General features: G+C 69.7%; 17 protein-coding genes. 6 read left to right on the top strand and 11 right to left on the bottom strand.

Annotated features, from left to right (window positions below):
* Nucleotides 1–48: 48 nt before the first annotated feature.
* The 7 genes from OHN19_RS22110 to OHN19_RS22080 all read right to left on the bottom strand — a co-directional run bounded on the left by OHN19_RS22110 (nt 49) and on the right by OHN19_RS22080 (nt 8,214).
* Nucleotides 49–2,244, bottom strand: coding sequence for a glycosyltransferase family 39 protein (locus OHN19_RS22110; protein ID WP_330265853.1), 2,196 nt, complete (start codon nt 2,242–2,244; stop codon nt 49–51).
* Entirely contained in the window at nt 2,244–3,806 is a 1,563-nt protein-coding gene (locus OHN19_RS22105; RefSeq protein ID WP_330265852.1) for a bifunctional glycosyltransferase family 2/GtrA family protein, read from the bottom strand. The genes OHN19_RS22110 and OHN19_RS22105 overlap by 1 nt, the downstream gene beginning before the upstream one ends.
* Before the next feature lie 14 nt (nt 3,807–3,820).
* Nucleotides 3,821–5,476, bottom strand: a complete 1,656-nt coding sequence (locus tag OHN19_RS22100; protein WP_330265851.1) for a HAMP domain-containing sensor histidine kinase — start codon at nt 5,474–5,476, stop codon at nt 3,821–3,823.
* Nucleotides 5,473–6,213, bottom strand: coding sequence for a response regulator transcription factor (locus tag OHN19_RS22095; RefSeq protein ID WP_330265850.1), 741 nt, complete (start codon nt 6,211–6,213; stop codon nt 5,473–5,475). Before OHN19_RS22095 ends, OHN19_RS22100 begins: the two co-directional genes overlap by 4 nt.
* A gap of 105 nt (nt 6,214–6,318) precedes the next feature.
* On the bottom strand, nt 6,319–6,753 hold the full coding sequence (locus tag OHN19_RS22090; RefSeq protein ID WP_330265849.1) for an antibiotic biosynthesis monooxygenase: 435 nt from the start codon (nt 6,751–6,753) through the stop codon (nt 6,319–6,321).
* 98 nt (nt 6,754–6,851) lie between these two features.
* Nucleotides 6,852–7,733, bottom strand: coding sequence for a DUF2797 domain-containing protein (locus OHN19_RS22085; protein WP_330265848.1), 882 nt, complete (start codon nt 7,731–7,733; stop codon nt 6,852–6,854).
* Between the two features lie 61 nt (nt 7,734–7,794).
* A complete protein-coding gene (locus OHN19_RS22080) occupies nt 7,795–8,214 on the bottom strand; it encodes an HGxxPAAW family protein (RefSeq protein WP_330265847.1) in 420 nt (139 codons plus the stop codon).
* 81 nt (nt 8,215–8,295) lie between these two features.
* Between OHN19_RS22080 and OHN19_RS22075 the strand changes: the two genes are divergently transcribed.
* The gene (locus tag OHN19_RS22075) at nt 8,296–8,781 is read left to right on the top strand and encodes a MarR family winged helix-turn-helix transcriptional regulator (protein WP_330265846.1); all 486 of its coding nucleotides are present in this window, start codon (nt 8,296–8,298) and stop codon (nt 8,779–8,781) included.
* A gap of 260 nt (nt 8,782–9,041) precedes the next feature.
* A complete protein-coding gene (locus tag OHN19_RS22070; RefSeq protein ID WP_330265845.1) occupies nt 9,042–9,593 on the top strand; it encodes a GtrA family protein in 552 nt (183 codons plus the stop codon).
* A 10-nt stretch (nt 9,594–9,603) separates the two neighbouring features.
* On the opposite strand, the gene OHN19_RS22065 is transcribed toward OHN19_RS22070, so the two are convergent.
* The gene (locus OHN19_RS22065) at nt 9,604–10,092 is read right to left on the bottom strand and encodes an NUDIX hydrolase (RefSeq protein WP_330269675.1); all 489 of its coding nucleotides are present in this window, start codon (nt 10,090–10,092) and stop codon (nt 9,604–9,606) included.
* Between the two features lie 288 nt (nt 10,093–10,380).
* Between OHN19_RS22065 and OHN19_RS22060 the strand changes: the two genes are divergently transcribed.
* The gene (locus tag OHN19_RS22060; RefSeq protein ID WP_330265844.1) at nt 10,381–10,587 is read left to right on the top strand and encodes a hypothetical protein; all 207 of its coding nucleotides are present in this window, start codon (nt 10,381–10,383) and stop codon (nt 10,585–10,587) included.
* Between the two features lie 22 nt (nt 10,588–10,609).
* Here OHN19_RS22060 and OHN19_RS22055 read toward each other — a convergent pair whose 3' ends face one another.
* The 3 genes from OHN19_RS22055 to OHN19_RS22045 all read right to left on the bottom strand — a co-directional run bounded on the left by OHN19_RS22055 (nt 10,610) and on the right by OHN19_RS22045 (nt 13,131).
* Nucleotides 10,610–11,014, bottom strand: coding sequence for a cytidine deaminase (locus tag OHN19_RS22055; RefSeq protein ID WP_330265843.1), 405 nt, complete (start codon nt 11,012–11,014; stop codon nt 10,610–10,612).
* Nucleotides 11,011–11,310 (bottom strand): hypothetical protein, encoded by a 300-nt coding sequence (locus tag OHN19_RS22050; RefSeq protein ID WP_330265842.1) that lies wholly within the window; start codon nt 11,308–11,310, stop codon nt 11,011–11,013. Before OHN19_RS22050 ends, OHN19_RS22055 begins: the two co-directional genes overlap by 4 nt.
* Nucleotides 11,311–11,862: 552 nt before the next feature.
* Nucleotides 11,863–13,131 carry a DUF4041 domain-containing protein gene (locus tag OHN19_RS22045; RefSeq protein ID WP_330265841.1) on the bottom strand — a complete coding sequence of 423 codons (1,269 nt, stop codon included), beginning with the start codon at nt 13,129–13,131 and terminating at the stop codon, nt 11,863–11,865.
* 1,143 nt (nt 13,132–14,274) lie between these two features.
* On the opposite strand from OHN19_RS22045, the gene OHN19_RS43940 reads away from it, so the two are divergent.
* From OHN19_RS43940 to OHN19_RS22030, 3 genes are all read left to right on the top strand, one after another.
* Nucleotides 14,275–14,541: a peptidoglycan-binding domain-containing protein gene (locus OHN19_RS43940; RefSeq protein ID WP_419249534.1), complete on the top strand. Its 267-nt coding sequence runs from the start codon at nt 14,275–14,277 to the stop codon at nt 14,539–14,541.
* Nucleotides 14,542–14,805: 264 nt separating this feature from the next.
* Entirely contained in the window at nt 14,806–15,057 is a 252-nt protein-coding gene (locus tag OHN19_RS22040) for a hypothetical protein (RefSeq protein WP_330265840.1), read from the top strand.
* Nucleotides 15,058–15,976: 919 nt separating this feature from the next.
* Nucleotides 15,977–16,117: a hypothetical protein gene (locus OHN19_RS22030; RefSeq protein ID WP_330265839.1), complete on the top strand. Its 141-nt coding sequence runs from the start codon at nt 15,977–15,979 to the stop codon at nt 16,115–16,117.
* Nucleotides 16,118–16,241 lie beyond the last annotated feature (124 nt).

The raw sequence follows: 16,241 nt of genomic DNA, 5'->3' as shown, positions 1-16,241 counted from the left end.
GGCGGCGACCCCGCGGTCACCGCCCCCACTCCTGTCGTACGCCCTACGTCAGCCGCTCGCCTTCTGGGTGAGGTCGTAGAAGGTGGCCGAACCGACCGTCACCTTCTTGAAGTTGGCCTCGACCCAGGAGGTGATCTGCGAGGACGTACCGCTGCTGCTGCCGCCCATGCCACCGCCGGTGCCGCTGGAGATGAAGTAGTGGATCCTGCCGTCCGCCACGTACTTCTTGAACTGGGCCAGCGTCGGGGACGGGTCGGTGCCGTTGAAGCCGCCGATCGCCATGACGGACTCGTCGGTGGCGAGCTGGTAGCTCGCGGCGTTCTGGGCACCGATCGCGGCCGCCGCCCAGGTGTAGTCGTCCGCGTCGGCCTGGAGCAGCTTCTCGGCCTCGGAGGAGACGGTCGCGCCGTTGAGCAGGCCGCCGACGCCACCGCCGCCGCCCATGCCGCCCCGCTGGTTCTGGGTGGTGCCGTTGCCCTGGGTGGTGCCGTTCTGGCCCGGCATGCCACCGCCGAAGCCGCCTGTACCGCCGGTGGTGCCGCCTGTGCCGCCGCCCGGGAAGCCCTGGCCCTGCGTGTTGCCGTTGCCGTTCCCGTTCTGCTGGTTCTGGCCGCCGAAGCCACCCGCACCGCCGCCGCCGGGACCGCCGCCCCGGCCGCCGCCGAAGCCCATCATGCTCGCGCCCGCCGGACCCGCCGTCGGGATGGACCCGGTGTGCGCGGAGTTCACCGTGCTGAGCGTGTACGCCGTGGGACCGGCCAGCGCGGCCACGATGCCCAGGGCCGCCGCACCGAGCGCCAGCTGCCTGCCGAGCCGGGCCACGAAGATCAGGCCGAGCGCGGCGACCAGGCCGCCGACCAGCACCAGCCACCTCAGCCAGGGCAGGTAGTCGGGGGTGCGGTTGAGGAGGACGTACCCCCAGGCGGCACCGGCCACGACCGCCGCCGCGAGGGTGAGCGAGGCCCACGTCCCGGCGCGCTTCTCCCAGAGGATTCCGGCGCCCATGCCGACCACGGCGGCGATGTAGGGGGCCAGGGCGATCGTGTAGTACTGGTGGAAGATGCCCGCCATGAAGCTGAAGACCACCAGGGTGATCAGCAGCGAGCCGCCCCAGACGAGGAACGAGGCCCGGGTCACCGAGGTCCGCTTGAGCTTCCGGGTCGCCACCAGGCCCGCGACCAGCAGGATCAGCGCGGCCGGCAGCAGCCAGGAGATCTGGCTGCCGATCTCGGAGTTGAACATCCGGTTCCAGCCGGTCTCGCCCCAGTTGCCGCCGGTGCCGCCACCGCCGCCGCCGACCGAGCCGGTCTCCTCGCCGTTGAGCCGGCCGAGTCCGTTGTAGCCGAAGGTCAGTTCAAGGAACGAGTTGTTCTGCGAGCCGCCGATGTAGGGGCGGGAGGAGGCGGGCCACAGCTCGACGATCGCGACCCACCAGCCACCGGAGACGACCAGGGCGAGGGTGGCCAGGGCCAGTTGACCGATCCGCTTCCTCAGCCGGTGCGGGCCGACCGCCGCGTACACGAAGGCCAGCGCCGGCAGGATCAGGAAGGCCTGGAGGGTCTTGGCGAGGAACGCGAAGCCGATCGCCACGCCCGCCCACACCAGCCACTTCGTCCGGCCGTCCTCGACGGCCCGTACGACGAAGTAGCAGGCCAGCGCCATCAGCAGGGCCAGCATCGCGTCCGGGTTGTTGAACCGGAACATCAGCGCCGCGACGGGAGTGAGCGCGAGCACCGCGCCCGCGATCAGACCGGCCCCGGGGCTGAACCGGCGTCGTACGGAGGCATGGACGACGGCGACGGTGCCGACACCCATGAGGACCTCGGGGCCGAGGATCGTCCAGGAGTTCAGGCCGAAGATCCTGGCCGCGATCTCCATCGGCCACAGGAACGCCGAGGGCTTGTCCACGGTGATGGCGTTGCCCGCGTCCAGCGAGCCGAAGAACATCGCCTTCCAGCTCTTGGTGCCGGCCTGGACGGCCGCCGAGTAGAAGGAGTTGGCGTAGCCGGAGGCGCTCAGGTTGTAGAAGTAGAGCGCCGCGGTGGCGAGCAGCAGGCCCCAGAGGGCCGGGCGGGCCCAGCGGGGGTCCTCGGGGCGGCCGCGCCACAGTCCGCGGACGAAGGGCTGCTGGGGTTCACCGGACTCGGGGGCCGGGGGAGCGACGGGCTCGTGCGGGTCCGTCACGGTCACCGCCGGACCCCACCCGGAACCCTGCTGGGCCGGATGGTCGGTCTGCGTGGTCATCAGGAGCTCCTCGGGTCGGTGTCGGTCGGACGCACCGGGTCGAGGCGCATGGTGGCGTCCTTCCAGGAGCGCTGCTCCGCGGCTTCACCGGCGCGGAACTCGGTCGTGTCGTACGGGGATTGCGGGGTGTACGGCGCCGGCGCGTACTGGTGCTCCGTCGGGCGCGTGGGCAGCGGGGCGTAGCGCTGCTCGGTGCCGTTTGCCTGCTGCGTGCCGTAGGACGGCATGGCTGGCTGCGTGGCCGGCTGCGCGTGCGTGGCGGGCGGCATGTCCGTGGCGGGCGGCGTGTGGGTGGCGATCACCGTGGACCGGGGCTGGTCCTCGTCGCGGTCGGGGAAGACCCAGGCCCGGAAGAGCAGGAAGCGCAGCACGGTCGCCGCGAGGTTGGCGGCGATCAGCACCGCCAGCTCGGTGGAGTGCGCCGGGTCGCTGCTGGCCGCGTTGAGCGCGGCGAGTGAACCGCTGGTCAGCGCGAGGCCGATACCGAAGACGACCAGGCCCTGCGCCTGGTGGCGGACCGCGCCGCCCCGCCCGCGCACCCCGAAGGTCAGCCGCCGGTTGGCCGCGGTGTTGGCGACCGCCGAGACCAGCAGGGCCAGCGCGTTGGCGGTCTGGGAGCCGCCGAACTGCCGGAAGACGCTGTAGAGCAGCAAGTAGAACAGGGTCGACAGACCGCCGACGACACAGAACCCGACGAGCTGGCGGGCCAGCCCCTTCGGCACGTCCTGGACGTCACGGTCGCGCGGGTCGTCGCCGAACGGGCGGGCGATCCGGTCCAGCGGCAGCGCGCCGGTGGCCAGGGCCTTCCCCACGCGCCACACCCCCTTCAGGTCGTCGGTGGCCGTCTTGACGATGTGGACGGTGGAGTCGGGGTCGTCGACCCAGTCGACGGGCACTTCGTGGATACGGAGGCCCGCGCGCTCGGCGATGACCAGCATCTCGGTGTCGAAGAACCAGCCGGTGTCCTCGACCAGCGGCAGCAGGACCTGCGCCACGTCACGCCGGATGGCCTTGAAGCCGCACTGCGCGTCGGAGAAGCGGGCCTGAAGGGAGCCGCGCAGGATCAGGTTGTACGCCCGGCTGATGAACTCACGCTTGGGGCCGCGTACGACCCGGGAGCTGCGGGCGAGCCGGGAGCCGATCGCCAGGTCGGAGTGGCCCGAGATGAGCGGGGCCACCAGCGGCAGCAGGGCGTTGAGGTCGGTGGACAGGTCCACGTCCATATAGGCGAGGACCGGGGCGTCCGAGGCGGACCAGACGGTCCTGAGCGCCCGGCCACGGCCCTTCTGCTCCAGCCGGAAGGCCCTGACCTCCGGGATCTCCGCCTCCAGCCGCCGCGACACCAGGGGAGTGGTGTCCGTCGACGCGTTGTCCGCGATGGTGATGCGGAACGCGTACGGGAACGTGCGCTCGAGGTGCTCGTGCAGTCTCAGCACACACGGCTGGAGGTCCTTCTCCTCGTTGTAGACGGGGATCACTACGTCCAGGACAGGCGTACCGGCGTCGCCGGCCGGGAGGTGCTCCCGCGCCGGCAGGGTGCCGGGAGAAGAGTCGGTTCGCATGGGAACGACTCTGGTCAGGCCCCCTGTTGCACCCATATGGCGGCGCTGTGCTGTGCCTGTGAGTGCGATTGCCAGTTCGTTTCGGGGGCCGGACGCGGGGTCACGGGACCGACCGCGGGCAGGTGCACGGTGAACACGGTGCGCCCGGGCACGCTGTCCACGGTCACGGCGCCGCCGTGCGCGGTCGCGACGGCCTGCACGATGGCGAGGCCGAGCCCGGTGGAGCCGGAGGCACGGGAGCGCGAGGAGTCACCGCGCGCGAACCGCTCGAAGACGTGCGGGAGCAGTTCGGGCGGGATGCCCTGGCCGTTGTCCTCGACGTCCACGCACATCCAGGGGCCGCGCCGCTGCACCCGTGCGGTGACGGTCGTCCCCTCCGGGGTGTGTTTGCGGGCGTTGCCGAGCAGGTTGATGAGCACCTGCTGGAGGCGGGCCGCGTCACCGGCGACCAGGGCCGGTTCGTCGGGCAGGTCCAGGCGCCAGTTGTGGTCCATGCCGGCCGCGCGGGCGTCGCTGATGGTGTCCACGACGAGCGGGATCAGGTCGGTGTGCTCGAACTGGAGCGGCCGCCCGGCGTCCAGGCGCGCGAGCAGCAGCAGGTCCTCCACGAGCAGCGTCATCCGGCCCGCCTCGGACTCGATACGGCCCAGGGCGTGCCGGGTGTCGGGGCCGACCTGTTCCCGGCCGCGCCGGGTGAGTTCGGCGTATCCGCGGATGGAGGCGAGCGGGGTCCTCAGCTCATGACTGGCGTCCGCGACGAACTGCCGTACCCGCATCTCGCTCTGCTGCCGGGCGTGCAGGGCGCCGTGGACGTGGTCCAGCATCCTGTTGAGCGCGGAGCCGACCTGACCGACCTCGGTGTGCGGATCGCACTCCGACTCCGGCACCCGCTCGCTGAGGTTCACCTCGCCGGTGTGCAGCGGCAGTTCGGAGACCCGGGTGGCGGTGTTGGCGACCTTGCGGAGGGGGCGGGTGGCGAGCCCGACCAGCACGTAACCGGCGATGACGGCGGCACCGAGACCGGCGGCGGTGACGCTGATCTCTACGAGGATCAGGGTGTTGACGGTGTTGCTCACGCTGTCGGTGGGGAGCGCCACGTAGTAGCCGGTACTGCCGTCCCTCGCCTTGACGTACATCACCAGGTACTCGCCGACGTCCGGAATGGTCACGACGTGCTTGCCCGTGGTGGGCACTCCGGCGAACACGGCCCGCTGGGCCGCGGTCAGCGAGGCGGCGTTCATCTGCTGGCCGACGTCGCTGGACTCCCGTACGGCGATGACCGCCTTGGAGATGGTGCCGTCGGTGCCGACCTCGGCGGCGACGGTGTTCTCCTGCGTGGGGCCGTGCGTGACGAAGCCGTCGAGCTGGTCCTGCTCCTGGATCCGGTTCTGGTTCTGCGTCTGGGACTGGTTCTGCGTCTGGTTTTTCGAGTTCTGGTCGTCCGGAATGCTGAACGGCGGCCCCGCCAGACGCTTCCCCGCATCGAAGACCTGGTCGCCCAACTGGTCGTACAGATGCGACCGCAACGCCAGAGTCGTCACCGTGCCGATCACCGCGCAGATCACGGCGATCAGCACCACCGACGCGACGACGAGCCGCGTCCGCAGCGTGCGCGGCTTGCCTGCTCGCCCTGCTCGCTTCTGCGCCCGCGGCCGTCGTCGCCCGCTCATGAGGCGGCGGGCTTGATCAGGTAACCCGCGCCGCGCCGGGTGTGGATCATCGGCTCACGTCCCGCGTCGATCTTCCGGCGCAGGTACGAGATGTACAGCTCGACGACATTGGCCTGGCCGCCGAAGTCGTACGACCACACCCGGTCGAGGATCTGCGCCTTGCTGAGCACCCGCCGGGGGTTGCGCATGAGGAACCGCAGGAGTTCGAACTCGGTGGCGGTGAGGTGGATGTTCTCCCCGGCCCGCGAGACCTCGTGGCTGTCCTCGTCGAGCGTGAGGTCACCGACGACCAGCACGGAGTCGGACCGCCGGTCGGCCGCGCCGGACCGCCGGATCAGCCCGCGCAGCCGGGCCACGACCTCTTCGAGGCTGAACGGCTTGGTGACGTAGTCGTCGCCACCGGCGGTGAGCCCGGCGATACGGTCCTCGACGGCGTCCTTGGCCGTCAGGAACAGCACGGGCACGTCCGGCAGCTCGCGGCGCAGCCGGCCGAGCACGGCCAGCCCGTCCATGTCCGGCAGCATCATGTCGAGGACGACGGCGTCCGGCCGGAACTCCCGCGCGGTCTGCACGGCACCCATGCCGTCCCCCGCGCTGCGGATCTGCCATCCCTCATAGCGCAGGGCCATGGACAGCAGCTCGGTGATCGACAGCTCGTCGTCCACCACAAGCACTCGGACGGGGCTCCCGTCCGGCCTCAGCAGTTCGGTGCGCCCCTGGGGCGAGGTCGTGGTCATGGTGAACACCCTGTCGGGGCCCCCTGAGAACGCCCTTTCGGCAATCTGTGATTTCCCTGAGAAACACACAGGCACCTCTCAGGGAACCCCTGGGAACTGCTTGTTCTACGACGCGGACGGGACCGGTGTGCCACGGCTCGGCCGGGCTCCACCCGGCACCCGCTCGAAGCTCCGGCTCTGCTCCACCCTGGCGATGTGCAGGGAGTACCGCTCGTACCAGTGGGCCCGGCCGTACTCCTTGGCCGCCCTGTGCTCCTCGTCGCGCCGCCACTGCTCGATGCCGGCCAGGTCCCGGAAGTAGGCCACGGTAACCGACAGCCCGCCCGGCGTACTGGCCGAGTCCTCCCCCAGGAAGCCGGGGATCCGCTGCACCAGCTCCCCCATGCGTGAGGCGGTCTCGTCGTACCCGTCCCGGTCCGCGGCGGGGACGGACGTGAACACGACGGCGTAGTAGGGCGGTTCGAAGGCGGCGACGGGTGCGACAGGTACGGAGGCGGCGGGTGCGACAGGTACGTCAGGTGCGACACGGTGATCACTCATGTCCCCCACGATCGACGCACGGCGAGCCGTGCTCCACCCGGTTTGCCGAACGGGATCACCGAGGGATCCAACTCTTGACCTTCCGCTCCCCCTTGGCGTCAGAACAACTGGTCCTGAACCCCCGGCACCCCCTTGAACTCCCTTACCGGCACGGTGTTCCCCGGTGTCGCCCCCTCGGCCGGCACCAGCTCCCAGCCGGTCATCAGGCGGGTGTCCAGTACGACCACCCCCTGCCCCTCCGTCTCCACATGAAGGTCCGGCCCGGCGGCAGCGATCAGGCGACCGCCCACCACCCCGCCCGCGACGAGCTCCCTCACCTCTCCCCTCGCGGTGGGCAGCCCCGCGAGGCCGAAGGTCCCGACGTGGTCGGCCGGTTCGTACGGCGCCCGCTCCAGGGACTCCGGCCAACCACCCAGGGTCATCGCCCGGGCATGCAACTCGGCGATCTCGGCGGCCCGCTCGGGGGCCGACGCCGGCAGGGACGACCGTACGGCCCGCTTGTCGCCGTACGGAACACGGTCCGGCACCGAGAGCGCGGCCCGCAACAGCTCCTCGGTGCGCCGGGCCGCCATCAGCGGGCCGGTGCCGAGCCAGCTGAAGCAGACGGCGCCCTGTTCCAGCAGCCGCGCGGAGCCCCGTTCGTACGCCGTGATGCCGACCTTGACCATGCCGGGCCCGAACCAGGCCAGATACACCCGGTACGGCCGGGGGTCGTCCGCGAGGGTGTCGGCGGCCACCGAGTGCGCCCGGTCCAGCCGCGCGCATTCCTCGCAGCGCGCCCCGGTGCTCCGCCCCGACACCGCGGCCCGTGCCGCACACGCATGCCCCCGCGCTCCCACACATGTCCGCACACCCCCCTCCGCGACCCCGAAGGCCACCCGCTTCCCCCAGGTCAGCGCACTGCGCCGCCCGCCGTCCCACCGCAGCACGGGTCCGTCGGCCGACCACCACAGCCCCGCGCACTTCCATGCCTGTGCCATCCCTCACGAGAGTAGGGGGCACCACTGACAACGGGGGTCGCCGAGGGGACGAAGCGCCTGGTCAGCCGACCGACTCCACGGGGACCTGCCCCGCCGCGACCCCGGTCCCGGCCTCGGCCCCTGGGCCGACCTCAGCCCTGGTACCTGTGCCGACCCCGGTCTCGACCGCCGCGGTCCGCCGTCCTCCCCGCCCCGCCAGCCGGCACCCGACACACCCCGCATGTCCCTCCCGTGCGCCCGTGTCCCGCACCCGCATGCCCCACTCCGCACGCGGCCGGCGTCCCGGCGGCTTGCCCCAGCCGGACAGATGCAGGGCCCAGGTCACGAGGACGCTGACCGCGGTGACCGCGAGTCCGCCGGCGATCAGCGCGCCGGAGACCGTGCACACACCCAGCCCCAGCACGGCCGTCCCCACCGTCGCTATGCCGAAGCCGGTCCACCCCGCGACCGTGTGCCCCTCGTCATACTGATGTGCGCTCACAGATCCTCCTGGACGAGTTCTCTCACCTCCTAAGAAATTTAGCGCAAAAATCTCTCACGCACTAAGAGAATCAGGATTCCGATGCCCGCCGAGCCCCGCCCCGCCGCCACCACGGCCCAGGCACTGGAGGCGATGGACTTCTTCATCGCCACCGCCCACCTCGGCCAGCAGGAGATGGCCCAGCGGCTGGGTCTGAACGTCACCGACCTGCTGTCCTTCGCCTACGTCCTGAAGGCCGGCGAGGACCTCCTCACCGCGGGCGACCTCGCCGAGCACGCCCACGTCACGACCGGCGCGGTCACCGGCATCCTCAACCGCCTCGAACGCGGCGGCTACGTCACCCGCGTCCCCGACCCCACCGACCGCCGCCGCGTCCGGGTCGCCGCGCGCCCCGACGCCGTGACCAAGGTCGTCGCCCTCTACCAGCCGTACTACGACCGCCTCGACGCCGTCTTCGCCGAGTACTCCGCCGACGAGATCGCCGTACTCCACGACTGGTTCAGCCGTACGACCGACCTGGCGCTCGCGTACATCGAGGAGCTGCGGGCGAAGGACGCGGAGGGGTAGGGGGAGAGAGGGGGAGGGGGAGGAGCGGGGCGGGACTTGGGGAGGGGGAGCGCGTCGGGGTGGCGGGAACCCCCCACCCCGAGGGTGTAGCCAGCCCTACCCCCGGTTCGGGAGGGTGCTCCATCGATCCGGCGAGCGCGCGACGGCATCGTTGATCTCAGCTGATCCACCAGGGATCGAGCAGATCGCGAAGCCCCGCGAAACGCGTGAAGTGCGCGCGAGGCGCGTGCTGTTCGCGACAAGCCGGAGGGAACACCACCATGGAGCCGCAGACGGCCGACAGGACCAAGTCCCCGTCCACGCCCTCCCGTTCCTCCCAGGTCTCGCTGCCGGCCCCGGCGGCTCCCGGCCCGCTCGCCTCCTTCGTGCGCTTCGTCGTCTGCGGCGGCGGGATCGGCGTCCTGTCCAGCTTCGCCGTGCCGCTGGTGGCCATGACGATGCCGTGGGCGGTCGCGAACGCGGTGATCACGGTGGTCTCCACGCTCCTGTGCACCGAGTTGCACGCGCTGTTCACCTTCGGCACGGGCGGCCGCGCGGGTCTGCGCCGGCACCTTCAGTCCTCCGGGTCGGCCGTCGCAGCGTACGCCGTCACCAGCGCGGCGATGTTCCTCCTGCACACGGTCCAGGCGGCCCCGAGCATGCTCACGGAGCAGGCGGTCTACCTCACCGCCTCCGCTCTCGCCGGCATCGGCCGCTTCCTGGTCCTGCGCCTGTTCGTCTTCACCACGACCCGCAAGCCCCACACGGCGATCCGCGCCACCGCCCTCCCCCGCCCGCAGCTGTCCCGGCCCGCGGTGAGCACGGCCTGCTGAAGCGCGTCACTCAAGCGGCCAGATACCGCCGCAGAGCCTCCACTCCGTCGGACACGAACTCCCCCCGCCCGACCGCCTCCAGCAACTCGCCCTCCCCGAACCACCCGTACCAGTCGATCTCCGTCGGATCCGGCACGATCACCCCGCGCACGACGGCCTCATGCACGCCCAGCCAGTAGGGGCTGATCTCCCCACGGCACAGGAACGTGAAGACCTGCCGCACCGGCACCCCGAACACCCCCAGTTCCTCGGAGAGTTCACGGGCGGCAGCTTCCTCGTACGACTCCCCGGCCCCCGCGGCCCCACCGATCAGCCAGTTGTACTGCCCCGGGAACCGGGAGATGCCGTCCGGCCGCCGATGCACGAGTATCCGGCCGCGCGGATCACGGCAGACGGTGGTCGCGACCCGGTGCAGCCAACCCCTCTCGATGGCCTCGGCCCGCTCCACCACCCCGACGACGAGGTCCTCCTCGTCCACCCGATCCACCAGCTCGCCCATGAGGACCACCATCGCAGAGGGGTACGACAGTGCCCTCGCGGAAGCCGCGTGAGTACGACAATGCCCTCGCGGAAGCCGCGTGAGTACAACAGTGCCCTCGCGGAAGCCGCGTCGGGAGGGGTGGCAACCCCCCGCGGGTACAGCTGGCCCCACCCCGGATCGGGCGGCGGGCCGCATGTCGCGGCGCCGGGATCGGGGGCATCGTAGAGCCATCGGATCCCGAACCCCGGATCTCAGATCCTCGGGCCCCGGCCCAGAGTTCACCGCACTCCTCCGGAAGGAACTCCCATGAGCCCGCTGCTGTCCTCCGCATCCGTACCGTCGGCCGAGATCACTGCCGAGATCTCTTCCGAGGGCGAACTGGCCCCGCTCCTCACCGCCTGGGACCTGGCCCACCCGACGGCGGCCGACCCCGACTGGCGCCACCTGCTGGACGAGATCGCCCACCCGCGCACCACGGAGGCGTTCCACGGCCTGGCGTCGAGTGCCGCGTGAGATCAGACCAGTTGCTGCCGGTTCACTCGCTGTCGAGCTGGTGGTCGGCCCAGACGTAGCTCTCGGGCAGCAGGTCGGTGATGGGAACGCTCCGGACGCGGTCCTTCCCGCCGACGATGACGTCGATGGCGGGGAAGTAGTCGAGCAGGGCCTGCCGGCACCGGCCGCACGGAGGAAGGACCCCCCGGTCGCGGTCGCCCACGGCGACGATGGTGTCCAGCTCGTAGACACCCTGCGCGGCCGCAGCCCCGATGAGGACGAGCTCGGCGCAGGGTCCGCCGGTGAAGTGATAGGCGTTCACCGCGGTGACGATCCGCCCGTCCCGGGCACGCCCCGCGGCGGCCACGGTGTGGTTGTCACCCCGGCACCGCGTACGGGCGACGTCGGCGGCGGCCCGGACGAGTTCGTGATCGACGGCGCGGGTCATTCGATCAGCTCCCGGATCGCCAGCACGAGGTTGACCACGGCCGGCAGGAGAAAGACGCAGCCGAACCCGATCCACAGGACCCCGGCTGTCCGATGCCGTCGGCTCGGGGCCGGCGGCGGCACCAGCCGATCTGCGGTCCTCATCGTCTCGCTGTGGGCCAGCGCGTGCCGTGCGGTGCGCCACTGCCGCCGTCCCAGCCCGATGAAGAGGACAGCGACGGCGGCCGTGAAGGCAGCCAGTTGCAGATGCTCTCCCGGCGTCTCGGCACCGGCAAGCGTCATGGCGACGTACGACAAACCAACTCCCCCGAAGACTTACGGTCAGTGGATCACCTCACAAGGCGATGACCGTGTCAAACGAGTTGAACGACTCACGCCTCCCTGACATCTATGCCTGACATCAACGACGGCGAACGCAGACGTCCATGAGCGATCACGCACACCATTGTGGTGGGAGCGCGAGGCCGTGTGAGAAGGGATCGACCGAACTCCTAAAGCGGGTGTCGCAGGTTCGAATCCTACCGGGGGTACAGTGCCTGACCAGGCACGAAGCTTCGAATAGCCTCCTCGGATGATCTCCGAGGAGGCTGTTTTGGTGTGTGCGGGATGTAACGCTAAGCGACGATCTGCTTACTGGACTTCTTACCGACCCCACGGGGGGGTGTCGGCGGCGCCTCCTGTACGAACTGGGGCATCAGCGAGGTGTAGGGATCCGTGTGGCTCGCGATCACCCCAACCGGAGGGGTGACCGCTCACCTCGCGGCGGGACCTCCAAGGTCACCTGGATCAGTCTGGATGGCGCCGCCTGCCGTTTGAACGCACCCGACGAGGTTGACTGAGTCGAGCCCGTCACCGCCCGGCAGCGGTCTGGCTGGCCCTCCATTCAGGAGCCTCGGGCGTGTCCTGAAACTCCAGGAGGTGCTGTCCGGCGAGTCGCTGCAGGACGGCGCGTACGTCTGCCGGTGTGACGTAGAAGAACTCCCGGCGCAGGTTTACCCGGTTGACGCGGCGGGACTCGAACTCCTGGTGCAGGCGGCGTTCCAGGCCGACGGCGTCCTCACTGAAGATCAGGGCATGTACGTCGAAGCGGAAGGGGACGGACGCGTCCCCGAGTTCGATGACGCGGTCCATGGGATCGAGGCGCCGGGTCATACCGATCTTGACCATGCGTTCGCCGAACGCTCCGACATTGGAGATGACGTAGACATATCCGGCCCGGATGTTCGCCTCGCGGGCCTCGACCGCCTCCAGTTCGGCGCCCAACTCGGCGAGTTTTCCTTCGAGTTCGGCGATGGCGGCCTCATCGCCGGTGCCGGAGCGCAGGCGGCGCAGGGCGCCCTCGTAGTGGCTGCGTTCCTTCTCCAGCCGCTGCCGCTCGCGCTCGATCTCGCGCTGCAGGCGCTCCTCCTCGCGCTGCTGCGCCCGTAGCTCTCGCTGCTCCTCCCGCTCGGTCTCCTTCCTCACCAGGTAGTCCGCCGTCAGCTCCAACTCCTGGACCCGCAGCTGGTGGTAGTCATCGCCGATGCGGATCTGCATGGTGGCGCCGAGCCGGGCGATCGACTCCCGCGTCTTGCCGAGCCGGTCGATCAGCGAGTCGAGCCGATGCGGCTTCATGCCGCGCACCGCGTTGTCCGCCTCGGCGTTGTACGCGCGCAGCATCAGCTTGGAGAAGTCACGGACCATCTTGCGGCCCTTGGCCGCTGAGCCGTCCACCATCCAGTACTGGTTGCCGAGAACTGCCCGGTCGTCCTTCGCCAACTGCTTGTAGCGGGTCTTGAGACTGTCGAGCCGGTCCTTGTAGGCGAGCGCGTCGGCGAGCGGATGGCGGTACTCGTAGATGCCAGCCTCCTGCAGCATCCGCATCTCGTCGGTGAGCACCAGATCCCGGCGCGCGGCCGTGAGACGCTGTTCGGCCTCCGCCGTCTGGCGAGCCATGTCGTCGGCTTGGCGGCGCACGTCGACCAGGGACTGCGCGGCGCTCTCGGCGGCGTGCTCTATCTTCTCGTCGAGGAGAGCGTCGATCCGTCCGATCTCTTGGAGCTTCTCCTCGTGCGCGCGGCGCAGTCGCTGCTGCTCGGCGACTATCTGAGCGCTGTCGGCTCCGATGAGACGACTCAATTGCTCCGTCAAGTGACGGTTGTCTTCCTGTAGTCCGCGTACCTGTGTTTCCATCAGCGCCAGCTCGCCCGCCAGACGCGCCGCCTCGGACTCCGCTTGCTTGCGGCGCCGGCTGAACAGACCCCCACCTGTGGCCGGGACCGTCGCCTGGGGACCGTAGGGGGACTGCTGAGGAACGGGTGCGCTCGGCTGCGGCGCGTCCCCTTCCGGGATCCAGATCTGCCAGCCTGGGGGTGTGGGCCATGCGGGGTCCGGTTCCCAGCCCGGTGGCGGGCTCCACCCCTCCGGCGGGGCGGGCCAGGTGGGCGGCGGGTTGAACCGGTAGGTCATGCGGCAACGACTCCTGTCGCGAGGGCGAGAGACGGCCGGTGTAACCCGATGCCGTCCGGCAGCCAGCGGGCCGAGTCGAACGTACTCGGCCTTGTGGACCTTCGTCCTGCCATCTCCTGTTTTTGGCCCTCCTGGCAGCAGATCCGACGAGGTGGGTAAACCGCAGGGAGCCGTTAGCCTCCGGCCGCTGTCAGGACGGCCCTCCGCCGGCAGCGAAGTGCCCTTCGTCCTCGAGGGACCGGTCCGGCGCCCTCGGGCGCGGCCGACCGCGCCTGACGCACCGGGTGAAGGTGAAGCAAAGGTGGCCACCCCTCTGTCTCGGACGCGTTAGCACGTGCCAGGTTCCCGGCGCGACTGACTAACCTGAACGCACCCCGTGCCAGATACTGCGGGGAACCAAGGGGAACTGCGGTCACCCACCCAGAGGCGCCTTCAGGTCACGACGCGGCTCGACAGCAGGTCAGCGAAACCATCGAGACCGCAAGCCCCAAGCTTCCCAAGCTCAGGTGCTCCAGGCCGGAAGCCACTGTGGAAGCGCTAGCAACGTGAGAGAGCAGGCGCGGCAGCAGGCTTCGGCTTCGAGCGCCGCTGAGTGCGCCGAGCGCCGTGATTCACGCCCTACTATCGACCAATTTATCTGATTTGCATTAGGGGTCTCACTCAAGGAGGCCCCATGTCTAGCAAGATCACGCGTGCTGCCGCTGTGCTCACACTTCTCGTCAGCGCGCTCTGAGTGGCGTCAATGCCGCTGCTGCCACCAGCGCGAACTCGCTTGGATCGTGCGACCACGCCAAGAAATACCAGCATGCGATTGTGCCGGCGCTCGGGTCAGGGGTGGACTGCCTGCTCGCTGTTGGCAACACAGGAGAGGGCGTCCGAGCCCTCCAACTCACGCTGCGCAAGTGCTACGGGTCGACAATCACCGCGGATGGCATGTTCGGCCCAGCTACCAGGGACGCTCTGAAGTACGCACAGCGCCAAGCGGGGACCCAAGGCGACGGCGTGTACGGCCCAAACACACGGCGGGCCATCAAGCACCGCCCGAGCAACTGGCCCTACGGATGTCAGCGAGTTAGGTAGAACCCCTCCGGCCACCAAGAGGGAGAGTGCCCAGACCTCCACCCTACGGCCGCTGTGCCCGCCATCCCTTGCGGGGCAAGAGCTGCGCCCGTCTCAGTTTCCGTCTCATTCCGCACCGTTCACGACCGTTCAGGCGAGATCCGGGATCGTCCCCACACCAGCGACCAACCACCCGTAAACCCAGGTGAACGCTCCCGAACGAGCGCCGCCACACCACCCCCAGAGTTGGAAAGAGTGCACCTTCGCTGGGATACGGTGCCGGTCATGCCAACCAAGCAAGTCTGCCCGCGGTGCGGGCAGGACTGGATCCATCCGTACCGCTTCAGGGCTGATGGGACGCCCTTCTCGCTGTGCACCGAGTGCGACTCACTGTGGTGGCCGGGCGAAGCGGTTGAGGTGGCTCGCGCGAAGTTCCTCGATGATGTCGTCGCGGAACGCCTTGGCGTAGAGGGAAACCCGTGGGGCGATCTGGTCTGGGCCGACGTCATCGAGCCGATTCCCGGCCATGGTGGCTAACCCGCCGCACTACAGCGCACCAGATAGCGGGGAGTAGCGGGGAACCACGTCGAAAGCCGTAGTTCCCGACGCGCCAACGCCCAGGACGGTCAGAAGGGAGCCCGCTCCAGCAGCACTTGAGTGTCCCAAGCTGCCAGCGCAGCCTCAGGAGCCGGCGGCATGTTGACTGGCCGCGAACATGTCCCTCACCCGCTGCTCCGTAGCGTCACGTGTGCCGCGTTGGATCCACAAGCAGTAGGCAGTGACAGCGGTACCGGCCAAGATGCTGACGGATGTCAGCAGGATGTATAGCAACGCCCGCTCATGGCCCCAGGCACCAGCGTGTGTAGCGCCTGACTGAGACCGAGCCCTGCGCTTCAATCTGACCCGCATGTTCGCCCTGCGCGCCGCCGTAGTGGCCTCCGGGTCGTCCTGCTCCGAAACACCCGGCATACGTGCAGTTCGCTCCTCGGCGCCTTGAAGGTCCATCCCGAAGTGGCAGCGCATCCTGCGCCATCCGCAGATCGCAATGACGATGGAGGTCTACGCGGAGGCGAGCCAGGAGGAGGTGTGGGCCGCGCTCGGCAAGCTGTCCGCGGCCTTGGGCGGTGCCTCCCCTGACGGCGGCCGAGACGTTCTTCGGGCGGCCTTGTCTTGTGCCGTTCGATCGAGCACACCACGCCGCCAGTGCCACCCAGGGATGGAAACCTGCCGGGAGTGGACAAAAGGCCGTGACCTTCCCGGGCTCAGCGCGTTGCACATCAATGACCTCTCCTCTCCCTTTGCAGGGGTAGGTAGGTCGACAGCCCATGCTGTCGAAGGCCCCCCGTCCTGCGAAAGGGACGAGGGGCCTTCCGCATGTCGCGGCAGGCCTGAAGGAACGGGATCCGCCCACCAGCTGCCAGGCCTCCGGGCGGGTCCCACGTCGAAAGGCACGTGAGTGACCACCGACCAGCTCATCATCGCTCTGCTCTGCGCGGCCTTCGTGGCTTACGTCGCCAAGGAGCACCCGACCGTGGTGCCGGCGTTGACCCTCGCGACGGCCGTGGCTGCCGTGATCGTGGCGGTGATGCTCACGTAGGCGTCAGCCACAGGTGGATCAGTCGGTCTCGAGACCGACCAGCAACGGGCTCCGCTTCGGACCCGTTGCTGTACTTCGCTGCTCTACGCCCCTGAAACGTCAGAAGCCCCGGAGTGATCCGGGG

Source organism: Streptomyces griseorubiginosus (assembly GCF_036345115.1).
Taxonomy (GTDB): domain Bacteria; phylum Actinomycetota; class Actinomycetes; order Streptomycetales; family Streptomycetaceae; genus Streptomyces; species Streptomyces griseorubiginosus_C.
Note: the sequence above shows the minus strand (reverse complement) of the source record. Positions and strands in the feature narration are given on the sequence as shown.